We start from the raw sequence: 19,271 nt of genomic DNA, 5'->3' as shown, positions 1-19,271 counted from the left end.
GTTCCCGGGGGCCGCCCCGGGACGAGGGGACGGGACGATGACCATCGAGATCCGCACCGCTCACGTCGCCGAGCACCCCGCCGTGGCCGAGCTCACCGAGCGCGGGTTCGCCGCCGGACCGTACGGGCACACCCACGACGAGGCCCGGCTGCGGCTGCTGCGCGACGCCGCGGGACGTGCGGCGAGCGGCGACCTGCTCGTGGCCGCCGAGGGCGCCGAGCTGCTCGGCACGGCCAGCCTGCTGCGGGCCGGCACGGAGCACGCCCGCGAGGCGCGGGAGGGCGAGGCCGAGCTGCGGCTGCTCACGGTCGCCCCTGCCGGGCGCGGCCGCGGCGTCGGAGCGGCGCTGGTCCTCGAGTGCGTCGCCCGGGCCCGTGCCTGGGGTGCGGACGCGCTGGTCCTGAACACCGGTCCGGCCAACTCCGCCTCGCGGCGGCTGTACGAACGGCTGGGGTTCATCCGCGAGATCGAGCGCGAGACCACGGTGGTGGGTCACGGCATCGGCCGCATCGTGTTCTACCGCTACGACCTCTCGCGCAGCGGTGTGCTGGTCCGCCTCGTCGCGGCGCACGAGCACGACCGGGTCGCCGCCCTGACCGTCGCGGCGTACAGCCACGACTACGAGCTCTCCGAGCAGTACCGCGCCGTGCTCGCGGACGTCCCGACGCGGGCGCGCGAGCACGAGGTGTGGGTGGCGCAGGACCTGGCCACCGGCGCGCTGCTGGGCGCCGTCGCGACACCGCGGCCCGGCACCCACATCTCCGCGCTCGGGCAGGAGGGGGAGCTGGACTTCCGGCAGCTCGCGGTGGATCCCGCCGCGCGCGGTCGGGGCGTCGGCGCCCTGCTCACCCGCCACGTCGTCGCCCTGGCCCACGAACGCGGTCTCCGGCGCGTGGTGCTGAACTCCGGCGCGCACATGGTCCCTGCGCACCGGCTGTACGAGAAGCTCGGCTTCGTGCGGCTGGCCGAGCGCGAGACCCGCGTCGTCGAGGGGCGCCCGCTCTACGCGTTCGGCCTCGACCTGACGCCCTCCGTCCCGGTGGAGGTGGACGACGGGGCATGCCCCTGAGACCCCGGGTGGTCGAGATGCCGCCGCGCGTGCGCGCTGGTGGTCGAGGGCCGAGACGGGGCTCGGACGCGCCACGGACGCCGGTCTAGGCTGGCTGGATGACAGCCTCGCTCGAGCACCCCGTCGCGACCACCCCGGGCACCGCAGCGGGCGCCCCGGCGGACGACGTCACCGAGCAGGTGCTGGCCGTCGCCCGCCGCGCCAAGACGGCCTCGCGGGCGCTCGCGACCGCGACCCGGGCGACCAAGGACGCGGCCCTGCACGCGCTCGCCGACGCGCTCGTCGCGCACAGCGACGAGATCCTCGCGGCCAACGCCGAGGACCTCGCGCGCGGCCGCGAGAACGGCACGTCGCCGGGGCTGCTCGACCGGCTCGCCCTGACCGATGCACGCATCGCCGCGATCGCCGACGCGCTGCGCGAGCTCGCCACGCTGCCCGACCCGGTCGGTGAGGTCGTCCGCGGCTCGACCCTGCCCAACGGCCTGCGGCTGCGACAGGTGCGTGTCCCGATGGGCGTCGTCGGCATGATCTACGAGGCGCGCCCCAACGTGACCGTCGACGCGGCGGGCCTCGCGCTCAAGAGCGGCAACGCCGTGGTGCTGCGTGGCGGCTCAGCGGCGGCTCGCAGCAACGAGGTCGTGGTCGGGGTGCTCGCCCGGGCCCTCGAGGCCCAGGGGCTGCCTGCCGACCTGGTGCAGTCGATCGACGCGTACGGACGTCCGGGTGGCGTGGCGCTGATGCACGCGCGGGGACTGGTCGACGTGCTCGTGCCGCGCGGGGGAGCGGACCTCATCCGCACCGTCGTGCGCGAGTCGACGGTCCCCGTGATCGAGACGGGCGTGGGCAACTGCCACGTGTACGTCGACGCGTCGGCCGACCCCGCGATGGCGCTGCCCATCGTCATGAACTCCAAGACCCAGCGCGTGGGCGTGTGCAACGCGGCCGAGACGCTGCTGGTGCACGCCGACGCCGCCCCCGGCTTCCTGCCCTCGGCCCTGACCGCGCTCGCGGAGGCCGGCGTGACGCTCCACGTCGACGAGGCCACGGCCGCGCTCGCGCCCGAAGGCATCCAGGTGGTGCCCGCGACCGACGAGGACTGGGCGACCGAGTACCTCTCGCTCGACCTGGCGGTGCGGGTGGTCGACGACCTCGACACGGCGCTCGAGCACATCCGCACGTGGACCTCGGGGCACACCGAGGCCATCGTCACGCGCGACCTCGCGGCGTCCGAGCGGTTCGTCGCAGAGCTCGACTCCGCCGCCGTGATCGTCAACGCCTCGACGCGCTTCACCGACGGCGGCCAGTTCGGCCTCGGCGCCGAGATCGGCATCTCGACGCAGAAGCTGCACGCCCGCGGTCCGATGGGTCTGGGCGAGCTCACCACGACCAAGTGGGTCGTGCACGGGGACGGCCACGTCCGCGCCTGACCGCCTGCCCCGACGTGCGACACTGGACCCTCTCGTAGGCCCTGACTGGAGGATGACGTGCACACTGCCCTGCTCGCTGCTGAGGAAGCAGTCGTGAACAGCCTCGAGTTCCCGCCCATCGTCTTCGGGCTCGCCGCGTTCGGTAGCCTCCTCGCGTTGCTCCTGACCACCTATGCGTTCCGGAGCGTGGGCACGCGCCACTGAGCGCCGCCGAGCACACCAGGAGGAGAACGAGGTTGCAGCCGATGACGCCGCGACGACCACGGCTCGGTGTGATGGGTGGCACCTTCGACCCCATCCACCACGGCCACCTGGTCGCTGCGAGCGAGGTCGCCGCCGAGTTCGACCTCGACGAGGTCGTCTTCGTCCCCACGGGCAACCCCACGTTCAAGCAGAACCAGGCCGTCACGGCCGCCGAGCACCGGTACCTCATGGCGGTCATCGCGACCGCCTCGAACCCCCGGTTCACCGTCAGCCGCGTCGACATCGACCGGCCCGGCCTGACCTACACCGTGGACACGCTGCGGGACCTCAACCTCCAGCGTCCCGGTGCCGATCTGTTCTTCATCACCGGGGCGGACGCCGTCGAGCAGATCCTCACGTGGAAGGACACGGACGAGCTCTTCGGCATGGCACACTTCGTCGCCGTCACCCGTCCCGGCCACACGCTGTCCATCGCCGGTCTGCCTGAGGACAGGGTGAGCCAGCACGAGATCCCCGCGCTGGCGATCTCATCGACGGACGTCCGTGCGCGCGCGCGTGCCGGGCAGCCCGTCTGGTACCTCGTTCCCGACGGGGTGGTCCAGTACATCGCGAAGCACGGCCTGTATCGAGGTAATGATGAGTGAACCCGGAGAGCGTCGACGCCGTCGCGAGATGGACAGCTCGAACGACCCTGCCCCCTTCGCGGGTCAGCCGCCCGAGGCCGGCGGGCCGGTCTCGCGGCGCGCCCTGCGCAGCCAGCCCGTGCAGTCGGTCGGACCCGACGGGAACGGCGGGGCCCAGGGGCCCTACCAGGTGCCCGGGCTCGCCCCCGAGCCCTCCGGGCCGATGCGTTCGCGCCGCTCGATCCGTGACACGTCGCTCGAGCCGTCAGGGACCGCGCACCCCGCCGCGTCGTCGCCGGTCGCCCCGAACCCGGGTGGTCCGTCCGCGCGGGGTGCCCACGCCGGTCAGGCCCCCGCAGGTCCGGGACGTCCCGACGCCCAGCGGCCCGCACCGGCCCAGCGGCCTGCCCCGGGCCAGCCGCCCGCCGCGGCCCAGTCGCCCGCCCCGGCGCGGCAGAGCTACGTCGAGCGCGCCGCCGCGGCGCCGCCCGCACCCCGCACCGCCTCGACGCCGCCGCCGGCACGCCAGAACGACCAGGGGCGCCCGTGGGGGGCCGCCCCCGCCGGACAGGGACCCGCGCCGACCCCGAGCTGGTCGGCAGGCCCCGCCGCGTGGGGGGCCGCCGCGACCCCGGCCACCGCCCCCGCGGCACGACAGCCCGCCTACCCGACGGCGCAGCCCACCGCGCCCGCACAGGCCGGGCCGCCCGCTCGGACGAGCAACGCGCCGCACGCACCCCAGTGGGGGGCTGCTCCGACCGAGCCACCCGTCGAGAACCCCGGTGCAGGCGCCCAGTGGCGCCCCGCAGCCGCACCGGCCGGCCCCACCGGCCCCTCGTGGGCCGGCGCGACCCGCGCGGCAGCGCCCGCGGCAGCAGCCCCTGCGGTGGCCCCGGCTCCCGCAGCGGCGCCGACGCCGCACGCGACCGGTGCGCCGTCGTGGGCCCCGGCACCCGCGACGTCAGCCCCCGACGAGCCGGGCGCGCCGCAGTGGGGCTCGCTCATGGGCGGCGCCGGCGCCGAGCCGCACGAGCGGCTGGACCCGGTGCGCAGCACGAGGCCGTATTCTGAGCAGGACGACGACGAGGACGACCTCGAGCACTACGACGAGCGGCCGTCCCACCCCTACACCTGGCTCCAGCTGATCGTGCTGGCGCTCGTCGCGTTCGTGCTGGGCTTCCTCATCATGCTGCTCGGCAGCAAGGCGACCGACGACGCCGCAGGTCAGGTCACCATCCCGGTGGCCGCGGACCAGATGGCCTCCGTCGTGACACCCAGCACGCCGCTCCCGCTCTGACGGGCGAGGAGCACCACCAACCCATCACACCGAGGAGTCCCGTGCCGGCAACCGAACGCGCCATCGAGCTCGCCATCCTGGCAGCCCGTGCCGCAGCCGACCTCAAGGCCGACGAGATCATCGCCCTGGACGTGAGCGAGCAGCTCGTCCTCACGGACGCGTTCGTGATCGCGTCGGGCACCAACGAGCGGCAGGTCGGCGGCATCGTCGACGCCGTCGAGGAGGCCCTGCACAAGGCCGGCTCGAAGGCCATCCGCCGCGAGGGCAAGGCCGAGGGCCGCTGGGTCCTGCTCGACTTCGGCGACATCGTGGTCCACGTCCAGCACGCCGAGGACCGCGTGTACTACGCGCTCGAGAAGCTGTGGAAGGACTGCCCCGTCATCGAGCTGCCCGCAGACATCCGCAGCGGCGACGGCACCACTGCCGACGTGACCACGGCGAACGAGGCCCCGGCGGACGAGGCCACGGCCGAGTGACCGCAGGTCGGGTGCTGCTCTGGCGGCACGGTCGCACCGCTCACAACGCCGCCGGGCGTCTGCAGGGCCAGGTCGACATCCCGCTCGACGACGTGGGGCGCTGGCAGGCCCGCACGGCCGCCGCGGCGCTCACCGCCCGGTACCGTCCCGCGCTCATCGTGAGCTCGGACCTCGCGCGGGCCCGTGCGACCGCCGAGGCCCTCGCCGGGCAGGTCGGGCTCGAGCTCGTGCTCGACCCGCGCGTGCGTGAGCGCTCGTTCGGCGACTGGGAGGGCATGACCTCCGAGGAGATCGCCGGGCGCTGGCCCGACAAGCACGCCGTGTGGGCCCAGGGCGGCGAGCCCGACCCGATCGGTGGCGAGAGCCGCGCCGACGTCGCGCAGCGCATGGACGACGCCGTGACCGAGCACGCCGACGGGCTCGGCGCGGGGGACACCCTCGTGGTCGTCTCGCACGGCGCCGCGATCAGCCTGGGTGTCGGCGCGCTGCTCGGCCTCCCGGCCGCCTGGCGGGGCATCACCGGACCCAGCAACGCCCACTGGGGCGAGCTGCACGCCGGGCGCGTCTCGCACGGCGGTCGGTGGCGCCTCACGGGGTACAACCTGGGGCCCACGGACGCCTCCGCGGACTGGAACGCGGGCCCCGACCAGGAGGTCAGAGACCCCGATTAGCGTTCTGGGGCCTTCTTCACCTACAGTTGTCCACGCCCGCAAGGGCACGGGAGATCCGCCCGGGACACGTCCCGGAAGGCATCTCACGGGGCTGTGGCGCAGCTGGTAGCGCACCTGCATGGCATGCAGGGGGTCAGGGGTTCGAATCCCCTCAGCTCCACCGAATGTGCTGGTCAGAGGCCACGCCGGGATCCTGAACATGGGAGCCCGACGTGGCCATCGGCCATTTTTTGGACTTTGCGCGCACCTGTGGGCACGGATACGACTGTGATGCCGGTCACGGAGCCGGCGATGATCCTGTCCGAGCTCGCCGCGTATCTCTCGGTCACCCCCCAGGTGCTGCACGACCTGCGGTCCCAGCGCCGCGGTCCGCGCGGGTTCCGGTCGGGCGCCAGCTGCGCTTTCGGACGAGCGAGATCGAGGCGTGGCTGGCGCGCATGGAGGCCGCCGACGATGACCGGCACGCCCCAGAGGCTGACCGTGAGCCCTGGTCGGCCACGTACCGCCACCGGGACGTTCGGCGAGATCGCCGTCACGGACATCGGCGGCCGGTATCGGGCACTTACTCGCATCGCGACGTGAACGGCCGGCTGCGTCGAGTTCAGGTGCTCGAGCCACGTCGTGGTGGCGGAGGGGTCCTCACCGTTCTCAAGCATCGCGATGCTCCATGAACACGCCCGGCGCCGCGTCGTAGAAGTGCTCCTGCCCGGGGGCTGTAGCGCGTCTGCCCCGGCTCAGCTCGATCGACTCGCGCCGCTGGCGCGCGTCATGACGCGGGCTTCATGCAGCGGATGGATCTGGAGCGGAGGACCGACCTCCGCTCCGAAGCGCGCCGGTCTGGCGAGAGCGGGTCTGGGTTCGGCCGTGCAGTTGGACCGGCTGGCTCAGCTGAGCGGTCGCAACCAGCTGTCGGTGACGGCGGCGATCTGGTCGCTCGTCAGGTCGGCCAAGGCGGGGAGGTCCAGGAAGTGCCGGGCGATGGTCACGCCCAGGATGCTCGAGACGATCACAGCCGCCCGCACTTCGGAGTCGTCGCCGACCATCGTCGAGGAGAGGTTCGTGGTCCGTTCCTGGAGGTAGTCGCGCGCGACCGTGGCGGCCTCGGGCGACGTGAGCATCGACCGCATCAGCGCCCGGGTCGCCGGCGGCAGTTCGCGCAGTCGGAGATCGAGCACCTCTGCCAGGTGCGCGGGAACGCCATCTGCCGTCAGATCGTCCGCTGGTCGAACCGCCAGCGCGAAAAGCGCCTGTTTCGAGCCGTAATGCTGCAGGACGAGCGAGGGATCCACTCCGGCCCGGCTGGCGATGCCCCGGATCGTCGCGCCGACGGCACCGTGGGCCCCGAACTCGAATCGTGCGGCGTCGAGGATCCGTGCGGCCGTTGCGGCCCGCTTCTCGGCTCGGCTCTTGCGCTCCTGCATCTCTTCACTCTACCGGCGTTGAGCCAGTGCTACGCTAACTCAACGAGCGATGAGCGAAACGCGTTCCTCGGCCTTCGCGGAAGGAACACCCCATGACCGCACCAACAGAAGCACCAGCACACGCGAACGTCTTGGTGATCGGAGCCTCCCGAGGGTTGGGGGAGGCGATCGTCGTCGACGTGATCGATGCCCAACGCGGGGTCCCCGGCCTGCAGTACCTCGACCGCCACGGGCACCCGGTGACCTGGTGACCCTCATCGGGATCGAGGAGCACTGGACACTCGACCGCATCGACAAAGCCCTTCGCGCGCAACCGCCTGAGCTGCGCGACGACAGCTTGATCCTGAACGACCACGGCGACGCCGCAACCCGTCTCGCCGACGTCGGCCCCATCAGGACCGCCGCCATGGACGAGCAGGGCGTCGACATGCACGTCCTCTCGCTGGCGCCTCCCGGCGCCCAGGGGCTCACCGGTCCCGATGCCACGTTCCTTGCCCGGGATGCAAACGACGTCGCAGCCGCGCTCGTTCGCGCCGACCCCGGTCGGTTCCGCGCGATGGCCACGCTCCCGCTCGTCGACCCGGAGGCGGCAGCCGTCGAACTTGAGCGATCCGTCGGGCTCGGCCTGACCGGAGCAATGGTCCACGGCCGAACCGGTGACGTCATGCTCGACGACCCCCGGTACGACGACCTCTGGACAGTCGCAGCCCGACTGCGGCAACCGATCTTCATCCACCCCCAGATCCCACCCCACGCCATCCGGGAGGCGTCCTACCGGGGTCTTGGCGACGTCGCGGAACTCGCACTCGCCACCTTCTCGTGGGGCTGGCACCTGGAAGCGGGAACGGCTGCGCTGCGACTCATGGCCAGCGGGGCCCTCGATCGTCACCCCGACCTGCGGCTGGTCCTCGGGCACTGGGGCGAGCTCCTGCTGTTCTGGCACCAGCGGGCCGACGGCCTCGCCCGGGCTGCGCGCCTGGAACGATCCATCACCGAGTACCTGCGCCAGAACGTCTGGATCACCGCGTCCGGCATGCTCGACACCGCCATGCTGAACCACGCCCTCGCCGTCACCACCCCGGACCGGATCCTGTTCTCCACCGACTACCCCTTCCAGTCACCGAGTCGGCAGGAGATCGACGCGTTCCTCACAGCACTCCCCGGTGATGCCGAACGCGCAGCGTTCACCGCCGGCAATGCTCGAGAGCTCTACGGGATCTACTGAACCGACCTGGCGAGTCGCGCAGAGGGACCGCCCGACGGCGCTGGTCCCTCAGTCGGGCGGAGCGGCTCGGGAACGTCACCCAGTTCGACGAGCTCACTCGCGCCCAGCTCAACCGACTCGAAACCTCACCCGGGGCTACGTCGCGGATCGTGATCCGGCGTCGGACGGCACCGGAGTGAAGAAGTTGACCAGGTTGCCGTCCGGGTCGCGGAACAGCAGTGACCGGTTTCCCCAGGGCATCGTCGTCGGCTCGTTGACGAACTCCTCGACGGCGTCCCGCAGCGTCGGGTACAGCGCGTCGACGTCGTCGACGAGGAAGTCCAGGATGACGGAGCGGTTGGCGCGAGCCTGCGCCGAGCCGTCACCCAGGAGCGGGACGGTCTGCGAGCTGGCGATCGCCAGCGTTCCGGACGGGGTGCGGAGCTCGGCGAACAGCGGGTGCAACCGGTGCGCGGGCGTACCGGTGACGCGCTCGTAGAAGGTGACCAGGCGGTCGAGGTCGTCGGTGATGATGCGGGTGGCTGCCAGTCGCACAGTTGCTCCAAGGGGTGGTGGGGATGACACCGCGGTGCGTGTGCCGTCTCATCAGATTCCTCAGGCTAGATTCGATACCGGGCAGCTCTCGCCCTGTATGAACTGGGATGATCGGTCGATGTCCCGTCCGACCTCGCGCGCGCTGCAGATCCTCGAGCTCTTGCAGTCCAGCGGCATGCGGACCGTCAGCGAGCTGTCCTCGCACCTGGGGGTGGACGAACGGACCGTGCGCCGTGACGTCGAGCACCTGCGCGAGCTGGACGTCCCCGTCGAGGCGGTGCGCGGCCGGTACGGCGGGTACCGCATGGGGTCGGGGTACCGGATGCCACCCCTGGTGCTCACCGATGACGAGGCCGTGGCTCTCCTCCTCGGTCTGCTGCGAGCGGAGGCGGACCCGAGGGCGGAAGTCACGGAATCCGCCGCGGCGACGGCCCGGGCGAAGATCCGACGCGCGCTGCCCGATGCGACGGGGCGCCGGTTCGACGCACTCGCCAGCGCGGTCACCTTCGCCGGTGCTGAGCCAGCGGCACGCTCGGCCGATGTCGACTCCTCGCTGCTCCTCACCGTGGCCGACGCGGTCCAGGCTCGCCGCGTGCTGTCCCTGCGCTACCGATCAGCGAGCGACCAGCTGTCCCGACGTGAGGTCCATCCCTACGACCTGGTGGCGTACGCAGGCAGGTGGTACCTCCTCGCGCTCGACGTCGGGAAGCACGAGGAACGCATGTTCAGACTCGACCGCATGATGTCCGCTCGGACCCTGCCCGGCACCTTCCCTGATCCACCGGTACGCGACGCGGAGGCTCACCTGGTGGCGGCCCTGCAGCGGGCAGAGCGCCCGTGGCACGTCGTCCTGCGGATCCAGGCCACCGAGGAGCACATCCGCGCGCAGCTGCCACCGAGCGTCGCCCGGCTCCACGCCCACGCCGACGACACAGCCGCACCGTGGCGCGTCGCCGAGATCCACGCTGCACACCTGGACTGGATCCCTGGTGTCATCCTCGCCCTGCGCTGCCCGGTGGTGATCGAACAACCCGAAGAGCTGCGCGATCTCGTCAGGGACGCGGCCGCACAGCTCATGCGGACGGCTCTCGGTGAGTGACGTGCCCGCGACAGGCCGCTGCGGGCGTCCGCAGTGGCCGTGTGACGTCAGGGGGCGATCACGAGCTCCGCGATGCGGTCGTGCTCGAGGCGGAAGCGGAGCCACAGGTCGACGGTGCCGCCGGGGAAGTCGCCCTCCAGGTGGGTCAGCACGATCCAGCGGTCAGGGCCGTCCGCTGACTGGCATACGAGCGTCGTCGTGCTCAGGTGCGTACCGGCGGTAGCCGTTGTGCGGGTCGACGGACCCTCGCGACGACGACCGCCCCCTGCTGGCCGATCAGCACTCCGGCGAGGACGAGCACAGTCCCCACCGCGTGGCGGGGCCCGAAGACCTCGCCCGCGAGCAGCGTCCCGAGGAGCACGCCGGCGACGGGGTTCAGCAGCCCGACGACCCCGACGGTGCCGGCGGGAAGTCGACGCAGGCCCGCGAACCAGGCGACGTACGCCAGTGCCGTCGCCACGATCGTCACGTACCCGAACCCCAGCAGGGCGGGAGCGTCCAGCACCGGCGGTGGGCCTTCGGCGATCACGGCGAACGGCACGATCAGCATGCCGCCGCCGATGAGCTGCCAGGACGTCACGGCGACCGTCGACCCGGTGGGCGCCCAGCGCTTGGTCAGCACGTAGCCGAACGACGACATGAACATCGCGGTGATCGAGGCGGCCACGCCCCACGGCTGCACGGCGGCGCCGTCCCCGAGCAGCAGGACGCCCACGCCCACGACGCCGACCAGCGCCCCCGCGACGCCCGGCGCGGCGGGTCGTTCGGACAGCAGAGGCCAGGCGAGCAGCATCAGCACGACGGCCGAGGTGGCCATGATCGTCGACGCCACGCTCGAGGGCAGCAGCTGGGAGGCGACGTAGATCAGGATGAAGAACGCGCCGACGTTGAGCGTGCCCAGCACGAGCGACCGCCACCACCACGAGCCGCGGGGGAGCCGGCGGGCCACGAGCAGCAGCAACGCTCCGGCGGGCAGCGCGCGCAGCGCCGCGCCCCACAGCGGGGAGTCGGGAGGCAGGAACTGGCGCGTCACGAAGTAGTTCGATCCCCACGCGATCGGGGCGATCGCGGTGACCAGGATCCATCGCCATCTCGCTTCCATAGAAGCGACTATAACTTCCCAGGAAGCGATCGGCGACGGATGAGCGAGTGAAGCGACCGGGTGGCCGGATCCAGACGGGCCCCCAGCGGCGGGGTCGCGGACTACGTTGCGTCCAGGTGGTGCTGCGTGGCGGCTGGAGGCGGGGACGGCATGTGGGGACGACGGCGTCGCACGCGCACTCGCGGCGTACGCGACCGCGTCTGCCTGATCCTCACGGTCGCCGTGCTCGTCGGCACCGCCGCGGGGTGCTCGCGCGAGCCCGAGGCGCCGACCGTGATCAGCGGCACCGTCTACCTCGCGACCGGTGAGCCGTGTACCGGCTGCACTCTGGGGATCTCGACGCGGGACCATGCGATGAACGACGTCGGACAGATGACCGGTGACGACGGGTCCTACAGCTGGGAGGTGCCCGGAGCCGGCAGGTACACCGTGAGCGCCTTCGGTGACGGGACGGTGGAGGAGACCGTGGACGTCTCCGCCGGTGAGGCGCGGACGGTCGACCTCACGTTCGCGTCGAGCGACGGCGCAGACCGGCGACCCGTGCCGACAGGCTCACCGGAGACGGTAACTTCCTCGGAAGTTATAGTCGGCGGATGAGCGACGCGAACGACCGGGTGGCCCGCATCCAGGCGGAGTGGCGGCGCGAGCGGCCCGACCTCGACGTCGCACCCCAGGGGATCATCGGGCGGCTCCACCGGCTCGCCGCCCATCTCACCGCCGAGCTCGTCGCCGTCTACGCGCGCCACGGCCTCGGGGAAGGGGAGTTCGACGTGCTCGCGGCCCTGCGTCGTGCCGGTGCCCCCTACGAGCGGGCGCCCGTGGACCTCGCCCGGCACACGATGGTCACCACCGGCGCCATGACCAAACGCCTCGACCGGCTCGAGGCCGCGGGGCTCGTCGAGCGTCGAGCGGCCGACGGCGACGGTCGACGTCGGATCGTCGCGCTCACGCAGGCCGGGCTCGCGGCCATCGAGGCCGCGTTCGCCGAGCACATGGACAACGAGCGACGCCTGGTGGAGCAGCTCTCGGCCGAGGACCGGGTCGCGCTCGAGCCGATCCTCACCCGGTGGCTGAGCGTCTACGAGGTCGACGAACCGCGCGGCAGCGGGCCGGCGCGCTGATCGGGGTGAGCCTGGGCCGTGACCTGCGAGATCGCCGCCGCTACGGTGAACGCCGTGGACCTCGCGACGACACCTGCCGCACCGGCGCTGCCCCCGGACCCGGACGCCCCGGGCTGGCGGCGCGAGCCTCCCTCGGCGGACCACCGCCGGGCCGACGCCGCCGCGGCCGGGGCCCTGTTCGCCGGCGCGGTCCTGAGCCTCGTGCTGTACCGCACGGCGGGGGTCTACGACGAGCCCGCGTCGGGCCCGGTCTCGCTCGCGTGCCTGCTGGCCACGACCGCGCCGCTCGCGTGGCGGCGCCGGTGGCCCGCCGCGACGCTCGTCGTGGTGGCCCTGGCCTTCGGGGTCACTGTGAGCCTGTCGGTGCCCGAGATGCTCGTGATCAACATCGCGCTGTTCATGGCGCTGTACTCGGTCGGTGCGTGGGAGCCCTCGCGTCGACGTGCGGCGTGGGTGCGCGGCGCGGTCGTGGTGGGCATGTTCGTCTGGCTCGTGGTCTCGCTGTTCCAGGCCTCGACCGACCAGGAGGTGCTGGCCGAGTTCGACCAGGTGGGCGCGTTCTCGCCGCTCGTCGCGTACATGCTGATCCAGATCCTCACGAACGTCCTGTACTTCGCGGGCGCGTGGTGGTTCGGCGACCACGCCTGGGCGTCGGCACGTGACCGGGCCCGCGCCGAGCGCCGCACCCGTGAGCTGCAGGTCGAGCGGGCCCGGGTCGAGGCGCAGGCCGTGACGATCGAGCGCCTGCGGCTGGCCCGTGAGCTGCACGACGCTGTCGCGCACCACGTCTCGCTCATGGGGGTGCAGGCCGCGGCCGCACGCACGCTGCTCGGCTCCGACACGGCCCGGGCCGGGACGGCGCTCGAGCACGTCGAGGACTCGGCGCGCGACGCGATCACCGAGCTGCACGGCCTGCTCGTGACGCTCCGCGAGCAGGACCCGGGCGTCGGGCCCGAGGAGGCCGTGGCGTCTCTCGACGTCGACCGGATCCCGGCCCTCGTCGCGGAGTCCGTCGCCGCGGGCGTGCCGGCGAGCTTCCTCGTGGTGGGGGACCCTGTCCCGCTGCCCCCGCTGGTCTCGCTCAACCTCTACCGCATCGCGCAGGAGGCGCTGACGAACGTGCGCAAGCACGGAGGCCCCGGTGCCCGCGCCGACGTGCGGCTGCGCTACCTCGACGACACCGTCGAGCTCGAGGTCGCCGACGACGGCATGGGGAGGCGCCGGTCCGGGACCGCGCGCGGCGCCGGAGGATTCGGCATCATCGGGATGCGTGAGCGCGTCGCGGCCGACGGGGGCACGCTGCTCACCGGCCCGCGCCGCACCGGCGGTTTCGTGGTCCGGGCCCAGGTGCCGCTGCGACGGGAGACGGCCGATGTCTGAGCCGGTCCGCATCCTGCTCGTCGACGACCAGGCCCTGGTGCGTGGCGGGTTCGCCACGATCCTCGACGCCCACCCCGACCTGTGCGTCGTCGGTGAGGCGTCGACCGGCGCCGAGGCGGTGGCCGAGGCCCGGCGCCTGGACCCGGACGTGGTGTGCATGGACGTGCAGATGCCCGACATGGACGGGCTCGAGGCGACCCGGCGCATCGTCGCCGACCCGCAGGTGCGTGCCGGGGTGCTCATGCTCACGACGTTCCAGCGCGAGGACTACCTGGTCGAGGCGCTGCGGGCCGGGGCGAGCGGGTTCCTGCTCAAGAACTCGCGCCCGTCCCAGCTCGTCGACGCGGTGCGGGCGGTGGCCGCGGGCGACGCGCTGCTGGCCCCCGAGCTGACCCGTGCGGTGATCGCACGCGCCGTCGCCGGCCCGCCGGCCACGGCACCGGCTCCGCCCGCGGGCGGAGGGCTGCCGGCGGAGGTCGCAGCGCTGACCGAGCGTGAGCTCGAGGTGCTGGGGCTCCTGGCGCGCGGGCTGTCGAACGACGAGATCGCGGCCGAGCTCGTCGTGGGGCGCGCGACGGTCAAGACCCACGTGTCGAACGTGCTCATGAAGCTCGCGCTGCGCGACCGCGTCCAGGCGGTCGTCTTCGCGCACGAGCACGGCCTGGTGACCCGCGCCTGAGAACGCCCTCCGCCTTGCGGCGGAGCCAGGGATCCGCCTCGGGCCGGAGCCCTGACCTGCGGTGACGCCCCTACCGTTGGACCAGCGCGGACGGCACGTCCGCTCCAGGTCCACCAGAGAGGGCGACATGCTTCAGCTCGACGGCATCACCCGGTCGTTCGGCGAACGCAAGGTTCTCGACGACGTCACGTTCGGGGTCGGCACCGGCCGCCTGACGGGCTTCGTCGGGGGGAACGGCGCAGGCAAGACCACGACGATGCGCATCATCCTGGGCGTGCTCGCGTCGGACGCGGGCACCGTCACGCTCGGCGGGGTCCCGCTGGGCGCGGAGCAGCGCCGCCTGTTCGGGTACATGCCCGAGGAGCGCGGGCTCTACCCGAAGATGAAGGTCGCGGAGCAGCTCGCCTACCTCGCGCGGCTGCACGGCTACGGCAAGGCTGCCGCGACGGCCCGGGCGCGAGAGCTGCTCGAACGGCTGGGGCTGGGCGAGCGTGCCGACGACCCGGTCCAGAGCCTGTCGCTCGGCAACCAGCAGCGCGCCCAGATCGCCGCCGCGCTGGTGCACGACCCCCAGGTGCTGATCCTCGACGAGCCGTTCTCGGGGCTCGACCCGATGGCCGTCGACGTGGTGCTCGGGGTGCTCGCCGAGTACGCGGCGACGGGTGTCCCGGTGCTGTTCTCCTCGCACCAGCTCGACCTCGTCGAGCGCCTGTGCGACGACCTCGTGATCATCGCCGGCGGCCGGATCCGGGCCGCTGGCAGCCGCGAGGTGCTGCGCCAGACGCACGGGGCCGTGCGCCACGAGCTCGTGGCAGGTCACGACGTCGGGTGGCTGCGCGACGTCCGGGGGGTCGAGGTCGTCGACTTCGACGGCGGCACCGCGCTGTTCGAGGCGCCGGACGCCGTGGTGCAGGACGTGCTCCGTGCCGCCCTCGAGCGCGGCCCCGTCCTGTCCTTCGGCCCGGTCCGCCCGACGCTCGGCGAGATCTTCCGTGACATCGTCACCGACGCCCCCGACCCCGACCACGACCCGGAGGTGGCCACGTCCGCCCCGGGCACGTCCGCCACGCACCTGCAGGAGGTCGTCCGATGAGCACGCAGCGCCCGTCCGCCCCCACGCCGTGGAGCACGACGCTCCTCGTCGCCGAGCGCGAGATCACCACCCAGGTCCGGACGAAGTCGTTCCTCGTCTCGACGGCGATCACGCTCGGCGCTGTGCTCGCCGCGATCGTCGGCGGGGCGCTGCTCGGGGGCGACGACGACGCCACCCGCGTCGCTGTCGTGTCCCAGACCGCGTCGGTGGTCGAACAGGTCGACGGGCTCGAACCGGTGCTCGTGGCCGACGAGGACGCGGCCCGCAGCCTCGTCGCCGACGAGGAGGTCGAAGCCGCGATCCTGCCTGACGCCGGCGTGATCGGTCTCAAGGTGCTGGCCCGCACGAGCGCACCGGCCGACGTGGTCGCCGCGCTCTCGGTCTCGCCGCCCGTCGAGGTGATCGAGCCGGACGCCACGAGCGACGACCTGCGGATGCTCGTCTCGCTCGCGTTCGGGATGGTCTTCATGATGTCCGCGATGGGGTCAGGCAGCATGGTCGCCCAGAACACGGTCCAGGAGAAGCAGACGCGCATCGTCGAGATCCTGCTCTCGGCCGTGCCCGCGCGCTCGCTCCTCGCGGGCAAGATCCTGGGCAACTCGGTGGTCGCGTTCGGCCAGACGGCCTCGATCGCTGCGGTGAGCGTGATCGGGCTGGTGGTCACGGGTCAGGACGATCTGCTCGGGGTGCTGGGGGCGGCGCTCGTGTGGTTCGTCGTGTTCTTCCTCGTCGGGTTCGTGCTGCTCGCCGCGATCTTCGCCGCGAGCGCCTCGCTGGTCGCGCGCCTCGAGGACGTGGGGTCGGTGCTCACCCCGGTCATGATGCTCACGATGTTCCCGTACTTCCTGGTGCTGATCTTCAACGACAACGCCGTGGTCATGACGGTCATGTCCTACGTGCCGTTCAGCGCGACCGTGGGGATGCCGGTGCGGCTGTTCCTCGGCGAGGCGATGTGGTGGGAGCCGCTGCTCTCGCTCGTGCTGCTCGCCGCGACGGCGTTCGGGGTCATCCTGGTGGCGACACGGATCTACACGGGCTCGCTGCTGCGGATGGGTGCGCGGGTCACCGTGCGCGACGCCCTGCGGGCCGAGGTCTGACCCGGCTCGTCGTGGGCGGGCGCGTCAGGAGACCTGGCTCATGTCGTAGTGCACGAACTCCCAGACGTGGCCGTCGGGGTCGGTGACCGCGCGGCCGTACATCGGCCCCTCGTCCTGGGTGTCGCGGTACTCGGCGCCACCGTGCGCGAGCGCCCGCGCGAAGAGCTCGTCGACCTCCTCGCGAGACTCGGCCGACAGGGCGTTGAGCACCTGGGTCGTGCTCGTCGCGTCGGCGATCGGCGTGCGCGCGAAGGTCGTGAAGCGCTCGTGCGCGAGCAGCATGACCACGATCGTCTCGGAGACGACGATCGAGGTGACCTGGTCGTCGCTGAACATCTCGTCGGTCGTGAAGCCCAGCCCGGTGTAGAAGGACCGCGAGGTCGCGAGGTCGCTCACGGGAAGGTTGACGAAGATCATGCGGTCCATCGGGGTCTCCTCGGTCGGTGGGCGAGGTGTCGCGGGTCGGCAACGGCCGCTACCGTCGCAGTGTGTCCTCCGTCACAGGGTCTGTCGACGCGGAGCGTGACTTCGCTGTCCTGACCGAGCCGCTGCGGCGCGAGATCACGGCCCACTGCCTGCGCATGACCGGCTCGGTGCACGACGCGGAGGACCTCGCCCAGGAGACGTACCTGCGCGCGTGGCGGTCGGTGCACGGCTTCGAGCACCGGGCGTCGCTGCGCACCTGGATGTTCCGCATCGCGACCAACGCGTGCCTCAGCCACCTCGCGGGGCGCGGGCGCCGACCTCAGCCCACGGACCTGGACGGTGCGCTCGATGCGGTGCTGTGGGGCGAGGTCGCCGCCGACCCCGCGACGGTCGTGGTCGACCGTGAGTCGGTGCGGCTCGCGTTCGTCGCGGCGCTGCGCCACCTCACGGCCCAGCAGCGCGCTGTGCTGCTGCTGCGCGACGTCCTGGCGTGGAACGCGAGCGAGGTCGCCGGAGCGCTCGACCTGACCGTCGCGGGCGTGAACTCGACCCTGCAGCGGGCCCGTTCGCGCGTGCGGGACCTGGACCGCGACGCCACGGGGCCCCTGCACGACGTGCGCCTGCTCCGGCTGCTCGACGCGTACACGCGGGCGTTCGAGGCCGACGACCTCGCGGCGGTCCTCGACCGGCGACCGGTCACGCACCTCGCGGTCTGATCGGCGCGGTCACTGCCAGGTCAGGCGGTCCAGCGCGACCTTGGTGCCCAGCTCGACCGCCGTCACCAGACCCGCCTCGGGGAACTGCTCGCGCAGCGCGCGCGCCGCGGCGTCGGGGTCGGTGGTCTCCGCGACGACCCGGTCGAACATGTCGAGGTACTCCAGGGTCCACGTCGCGGGGTCGCCCTTCCACCCGCTCCGGCGGTGGCCGGGCACGAGCTGCCGGGCACCGAGGCCGTGGACCTCGCGCAGCCGCTCCTCCCACGCCTGACGCTCGGCGGCCGTCGGGGTGTCGGCGGTCCACACGTGGTCCCCGCCGTAGAGGAGCGCGCCGCCGAGCACGGTGTGCGTCTGCGGCTGCCACACGTAGTCCCCGCGCCAGGACAGCGTGTCGTCGCCCGGGTGCAGCTCGAACTGGTGGCCCTCGAACTCGAACGTCCCGTCCGCCCAGGTGTCGATCGCGGACCGCCGGGTGGGCAGGTTGCTCCCCAGGCGCCCCCACTGCGTGACCTCGTCCTCGTAGGTGCGCAGGATGTGGTCGACCACGCGGGGCGTGGCGAACACGCGCGCGGCGGGGAAGGCGTCCGCGACGATGCCGACGCCGAAGTAGAAGCCCGGGTCGCCGCCGCTCACGAAGACGCGCGTCACCCGGCGTCCCGTGTCGAGCGCGGCCGCCACGACCCGGTGCGCCTGCGCCCGCGTGAACCCGGCGTCGACCACCATGAGCTCGTCGTCGCCGTACACGAGCGTGCTGGTCTTGGTGAGCGCGGTCTCCGAGGAGTCGAGCACGTCGAACGCCAGGTCTGCCATCGTTGCCCCCTGCGTGCGACCAGGGCCGGGCGACCCCTCAGCCCTGGTCCCGGTCGGACGTCGCGATCGACGTTACGCTCGTGCCCAGGGGCCGGCCACAGGTCCGTGAGCGCGGGAGGGACCCGGACCATGAGCGACAACGGGTACGGCGACTTCGAGTTCGAGCGTCGTTTCTTCGTGCGCAAGGTGCCGCGCGAGGCCCTCGCCGAGCCCGACCCGGTGCTCATCGTGCAGAGCTACTACCTGGCGGACCAGGGGTACGCGCTGCGGCTGCGGGTGCAGTCCTCCACGGCCTCGGTCGACCTCGACGGCTCAGAGGACGAGCTCGAGGTCCTCGACCGCTTCGCCGACCAGTTCGACTTCTGCGCGCTCACCGCGAAGGGCCCGATGGTCGAGGGCACCCGGTACGAGGCCGAGCGCGAGCTCGACGTGTCGACCGGGATCGAGATGATCCGCCGCGGCGGTCTGCGCATCGTCAAGAACCGGTACTCGCTGTGGCTCGGCGGCGACGGCTGGGTCGTCGACGTGTTCGGCGGCGCGAACCGTCCGCTGGTCATCGCGGAGTGCGAGCGCGGAGGCCCCGTGACCGACCTGCAGATCCCGGCGTTCTGCGTGAGCGAGGTCACCGACGACCGCCGGTTCGCGAACGACTCGCTGTGCGCGAACCCGTTCTCGGGCTGGGCCGCGGCGTACGCGGCCGAGCTCGCCTCGCAGGGGCCGCGGTTCCTGCACAGCCTCGGCATCAACCGCTTCGAGCACCCGTAGCGGGTGCCGGGGGTGTCCGAAGGGCGCCCGGCGGCG

22 protein-coding genes and 1 tRNA gene are annotated in these 19,271 nt (G+C 72.6%); 18 read left to right on the top strand and 5 right to left on the bottom strand.

The window, feature by feature from the left end; genetic code table 11:
- Window positions 1-37 precede the first annotated feature (37 nt).
- From ACGIF2_RS03765 to ACGIF2_RS03735, 7 genes are all read left to right on the top strand, one after another.
- The gene (locus ACGIF2_RS03765; RefSeq protein WP_396043638.1) at window positions 38-1,069 is read left to right on the top strand and encodes a GNAT family N-acetyltransferase; all 1,032 of its coding nucleotides are present in this window, start codon (window positions 38-40) and stop codon (window positions 1,067-1,069) included.
- A 98-nt stretch (window positions 1,070-1,167) separates the two neighbouring features.
- Window positions 1,168-2,496 (top strand): glutamate-5-semialdehyde dehydrogenase, encoded by a 1,329-nt coding sequence (locus ACGIF2_RS03760; RefSeq protein ID WP_396043636.1) that lies wholly within the window; start codon window positions 1,168-1,170, stop codon window positions 2,494-2,496.
- 245 nt (window positions 2,497-2,741) lie between these two features.
- Window positions 2,742-3,344 carry a nicotinate-nucleotide adenylyltransferase gene (nadD, locus tag ACGIF2_RS03755; protein WP_396043634.1) on the top strand — a complete coding sequence of 201 codons (603 nt, stop codon included), beginning with the start codon at window positions 2,742-2,744 and terminating at the stop codon, window positions 3,342-3,344.
- The gene (locus tag ACGIF2_RS03750) at window positions 3,337-4,620 is read left to right on the top strand and encodes a hypothetical protein (protein ID WP_396043632.1); all 1,284 of its coding nucleotides are present in this window, start codon (window positions 3,337-3,339) and stop codon (window positions 4,618-4,620) included. The genes nadD and ACGIF2_RS03750 overlap by 8 nt, the downstream gene beginning before the upstream one ends.
- A 41-nt stretch (window positions 4,621-4,661) precedes the next feature.
- Window positions 4,662-5,096, top strand: coding sequence for a ribosome silencing factor (gene rsfS / locus ACGIF2_RS03745; protein WP_396043630.1), 435 nt, complete (start codon window positions 4,662-4,664; stop codon window positions 5,094-5,096).
- Entirely contained in the window at window positions 5,093-5,767 is a 675-nt protein-coding gene (locus ACGIF2_RS03740) for a histidine phosphatase family protein (RefSeq protein ID WP_396043628.1), read from the top strand. The genes rsfS and ACGIF2_RS03740 overlap by 4 nt, the downstream gene beginning before the upstream one ends.
- Before the next feature lie 87 nt (window positions 5,768-5,854).
- Window positions 5,855-5,927, top strand: a tRNA-Ala gene (locus ACGIF2_RS03735).
- Window positions 5,928-6,651: 724 nt separating this feature from the next.
- On the opposite strand, the gene ACGIF2_RS03730 is transcribed toward ACGIF2_RS03735, so the two are convergent.
- Window positions 6,652-7,188: a TetR family transcriptional regulator gene (locus ACGIF2_RS03730; protein WP_396043626.1), complete on the bottom strand. Its 537-nt coding sequence runs from the start codon at window positions 7,186-7,188 to the stop codon at window positions 6,652-6,654.
- Window positions 7,189-7,280: 92 nt separating this feature from the next.
- Here ACGIF2_RS03730 and ACGIF2_RS03725 point away from each other — a divergent pair, with 92 nt between their 5' ends.
- Complete coding sequence (locus tag ACGIF2_RS03725) at window positions 7,281-7,439, top strand: hypothetical protein (protein ID WP_396043624.1); 159 nt, start codon at window positions 7,281-7,283, stop codon at window positions 7,437-7,439.
- Window positions 7,436-8,413 carry an amidohydrolase family protein gene (locus ACGIF2_RS03720; protein ID WP_396043622.1) on the top strand — a complete coding sequence of 326 codons (978 nt, stop codon included), beginning with the start codon at window positions 7,436-7,438 and terminating at the stop codon, window positions 8,411-8,413. Before ACGIF2_RS03725 ends, ACGIF2_RS03720 begins: the two co-directional genes overlap by 4 nt.
- Window positions 8,414-8,548: 135 nt before the next feature.
- Here the strand turns inward: ACGIF2_RS03720 and ACGIF2_RS03715 are convergent, their stop codons facing one another.
- Window positions 8,549-8,947, bottom strand: coding sequence for a VOC family protein (locus tag ACGIF2_RS03715; protein WP_396043620.1), 399 nt, complete (start codon window positions 8,945-8,947; stop codon window positions 8,549-8,551).
- 118 nt (window positions 8,948-9,065) lie between these two features.
- On the opposite strand from ACGIF2_RS03715, the gene ACGIF2_RS03710 reads away from it, so the two are divergent.
- On the top strand, window positions 9,066-10,046 hold the full coding sequence (locus ACGIF2_RS03710; RefSeq protein ID WP_396043618.1) for a helix-turn-helix transcriptional regulator: 981 nt from the start codon (window positions 9,066-9,068) through the stop codon (window positions 10,044-10,046).
- 202 nt (window positions 10,047-10,248) lie between these two features.
- Here the strand turns inward: ACGIF2_RS03710 and ACGIF2_RS03705 are convergent, their stop codons facing one another.
- Complete coding sequence (locus ACGIF2_RS03705; protein ID WP_396043616.1) at window positions 10,249-11,148, bottom strand: DMT family transporter; 900 nt, start codon at window positions 11,146-11,148, stop codon at window positions 10,249-10,251.
- Between the two features lie 126 nt (window positions 11,149-11,274).
- Between ACGIF2_RS03705 and ACGIF2_RS03700 the strand changes: the two genes are divergently transcribed.
- The 6 genes from ACGIF2_RS03700 to ACGIF2_RS03675 all read left to right on the top strand — a co-directional run bounded on the left by ACGIF2_RS03700 (window position 11,275) and on the right by ACGIF2_RS03675 (window position 16,518).
- Window positions 11,275-11,745 carry a carboxypeptidase regulatory-like domain-containing protein gene (locus tag ACGIF2_RS03700; protein WP_396043614.1) on the top strand — a complete coding sequence of 157 codons (471 nt, stop codon included), beginning with the start codon at window positions 11,275-11,277 and terminating at the stop codon, window positions 11,743-11,745.
- The gene (locus tag ACGIF2_RS03695) at window positions 11,742-12,269 is read left to right on the top strand and encodes a MarR family winged helix-turn-helix transcriptional regulator (RefSeq protein WP_396043612.1); all 528 of its coding nucleotides are present in this window, start codon (window positions 11,742-11,744) and stop codon (window positions 12,267-12,269) included. Before ACGIF2_RS03700 ends, ACGIF2_RS03695 begins: the two co-directional genes overlap by 4 nt.
- Window positions 12,270-12,323: 54 nt before the next feature.
- On the top strand, window positions 12,324-13,649 hold the full coding sequence (locus tag ACGIF2_RS03690) for a sensor histidine kinase (protein ID WP_396043610.1): 1,326 nt from the start codon (window positions 12,324-12,326) through the stop codon (window positions 13,647-13,649).
- Entirely contained in the window at window positions 13,642-14,328 is a 687-nt protein-coding gene (locus ACGIF2_RS03685; RefSeq protein ID WP_396043608.1) for a response regulator, read from the top strand. The genes ACGIF2_RS03690 and ACGIF2_RS03685 overlap by 8 nt, the downstream gene beginning before the upstream one ends.
- A 127-nt stretch (window positions 14,329-14,455) precedes the next feature.
- Entirely contained in the window at window positions 14,456-15,421 is a 966-nt protein-coding gene (locus tag ACGIF2_RS03680) for an ABC transporter ATP-binding protein (RefSeq protein WP_396043605.1), read from the top strand.
- On the top strand, window positions 15,418-16,518 hold the full coding sequence (locus tag ACGIF2_RS03675) for an ABC transporter permease (protein WP_396043603.1): 1,101 nt from the start codon (window positions 15,418-15,420) through the stop codon (window positions 16,516-16,518). Before ACGIF2_RS03680 ends, ACGIF2_RS03675 begins: the two co-directional genes overlap by 4 nt.
- A gap of 24 nt (window positions 16,519-16,542) precedes the next feature.
- Here ACGIF2_RS03675 and ACGIF2_RS03670 read toward each other — a convergent pair whose 3' ends face one another.
- Complete coding sequence (locus tag ACGIF2_RS03670) at window positions 16,543-16,944, bottom strand: VOC family protein (RefSeq protein WP_396043601.1); 402 nt, start codon at window positions 16,942-16,944, stop codon at window positions 16,543-16,545.
- A gap of 62 nt (window positions 16,945-17,006) precedes the next feature.
- Between ACGIF2_RS03670 and ACGIF2_RS03665 the strand changes: the two genes are divergently transcribed.
- Entirely contained in the window at window positions 17,007-17,660 is a 654-nt protein-coding gene (locus ACGIF2_RS03665) for a sigma-70 family RNA polymerase sigma factor (RefSeq protein ID WP_396043599.1), read from the top strand.
- Between the two features lie 9 nt (window positions 17,661-17,669).
- Here the strand turns inward: ACGIF2_RS03665 and ACGIF2_RS03660 are convergent, their stop codons facing one another.
- Window positions 17,670-18,470: an MBL fold metallo-hydrolase gene (locus tag ACGIF2_RS03660; RefSeq protein ID WP_396043596.1), complete on the bottom strand. Its 801-nt coding sequence runs from the start codon at window positions 18,468-18,470 to the stop codon at window positions 17,670-17,672.
- Between the two features lie 129 nt (window positions 18,471-18,599).
- Between ACGIF2_RS03660 and ACGIF2_RS03655 the strand changes: the two genes are divergently transcribed.
- Window positions 18,600-19,235 (top strand): hypothetical protein, encoded by a 636-nt coding sequence (locus ACGIF2_RS03655; protein ID WP_396043594.1) that lies wholly within the window; start codon window positions 18,600-18,602, stop codon window positions 19,233-19,235.
- The last annotated feature ends 36 nt before the right edge of the window (window positions 19,236-19,271 follow it).

This window comes from Cellulomonas sp. P22 (assembly GCF_044392165.1).
The sequence above is the reverse complement of the archived record's forward strand: the minus strand, read 5'-3'. Positions and strand labels throughout refer to the sequence as shown.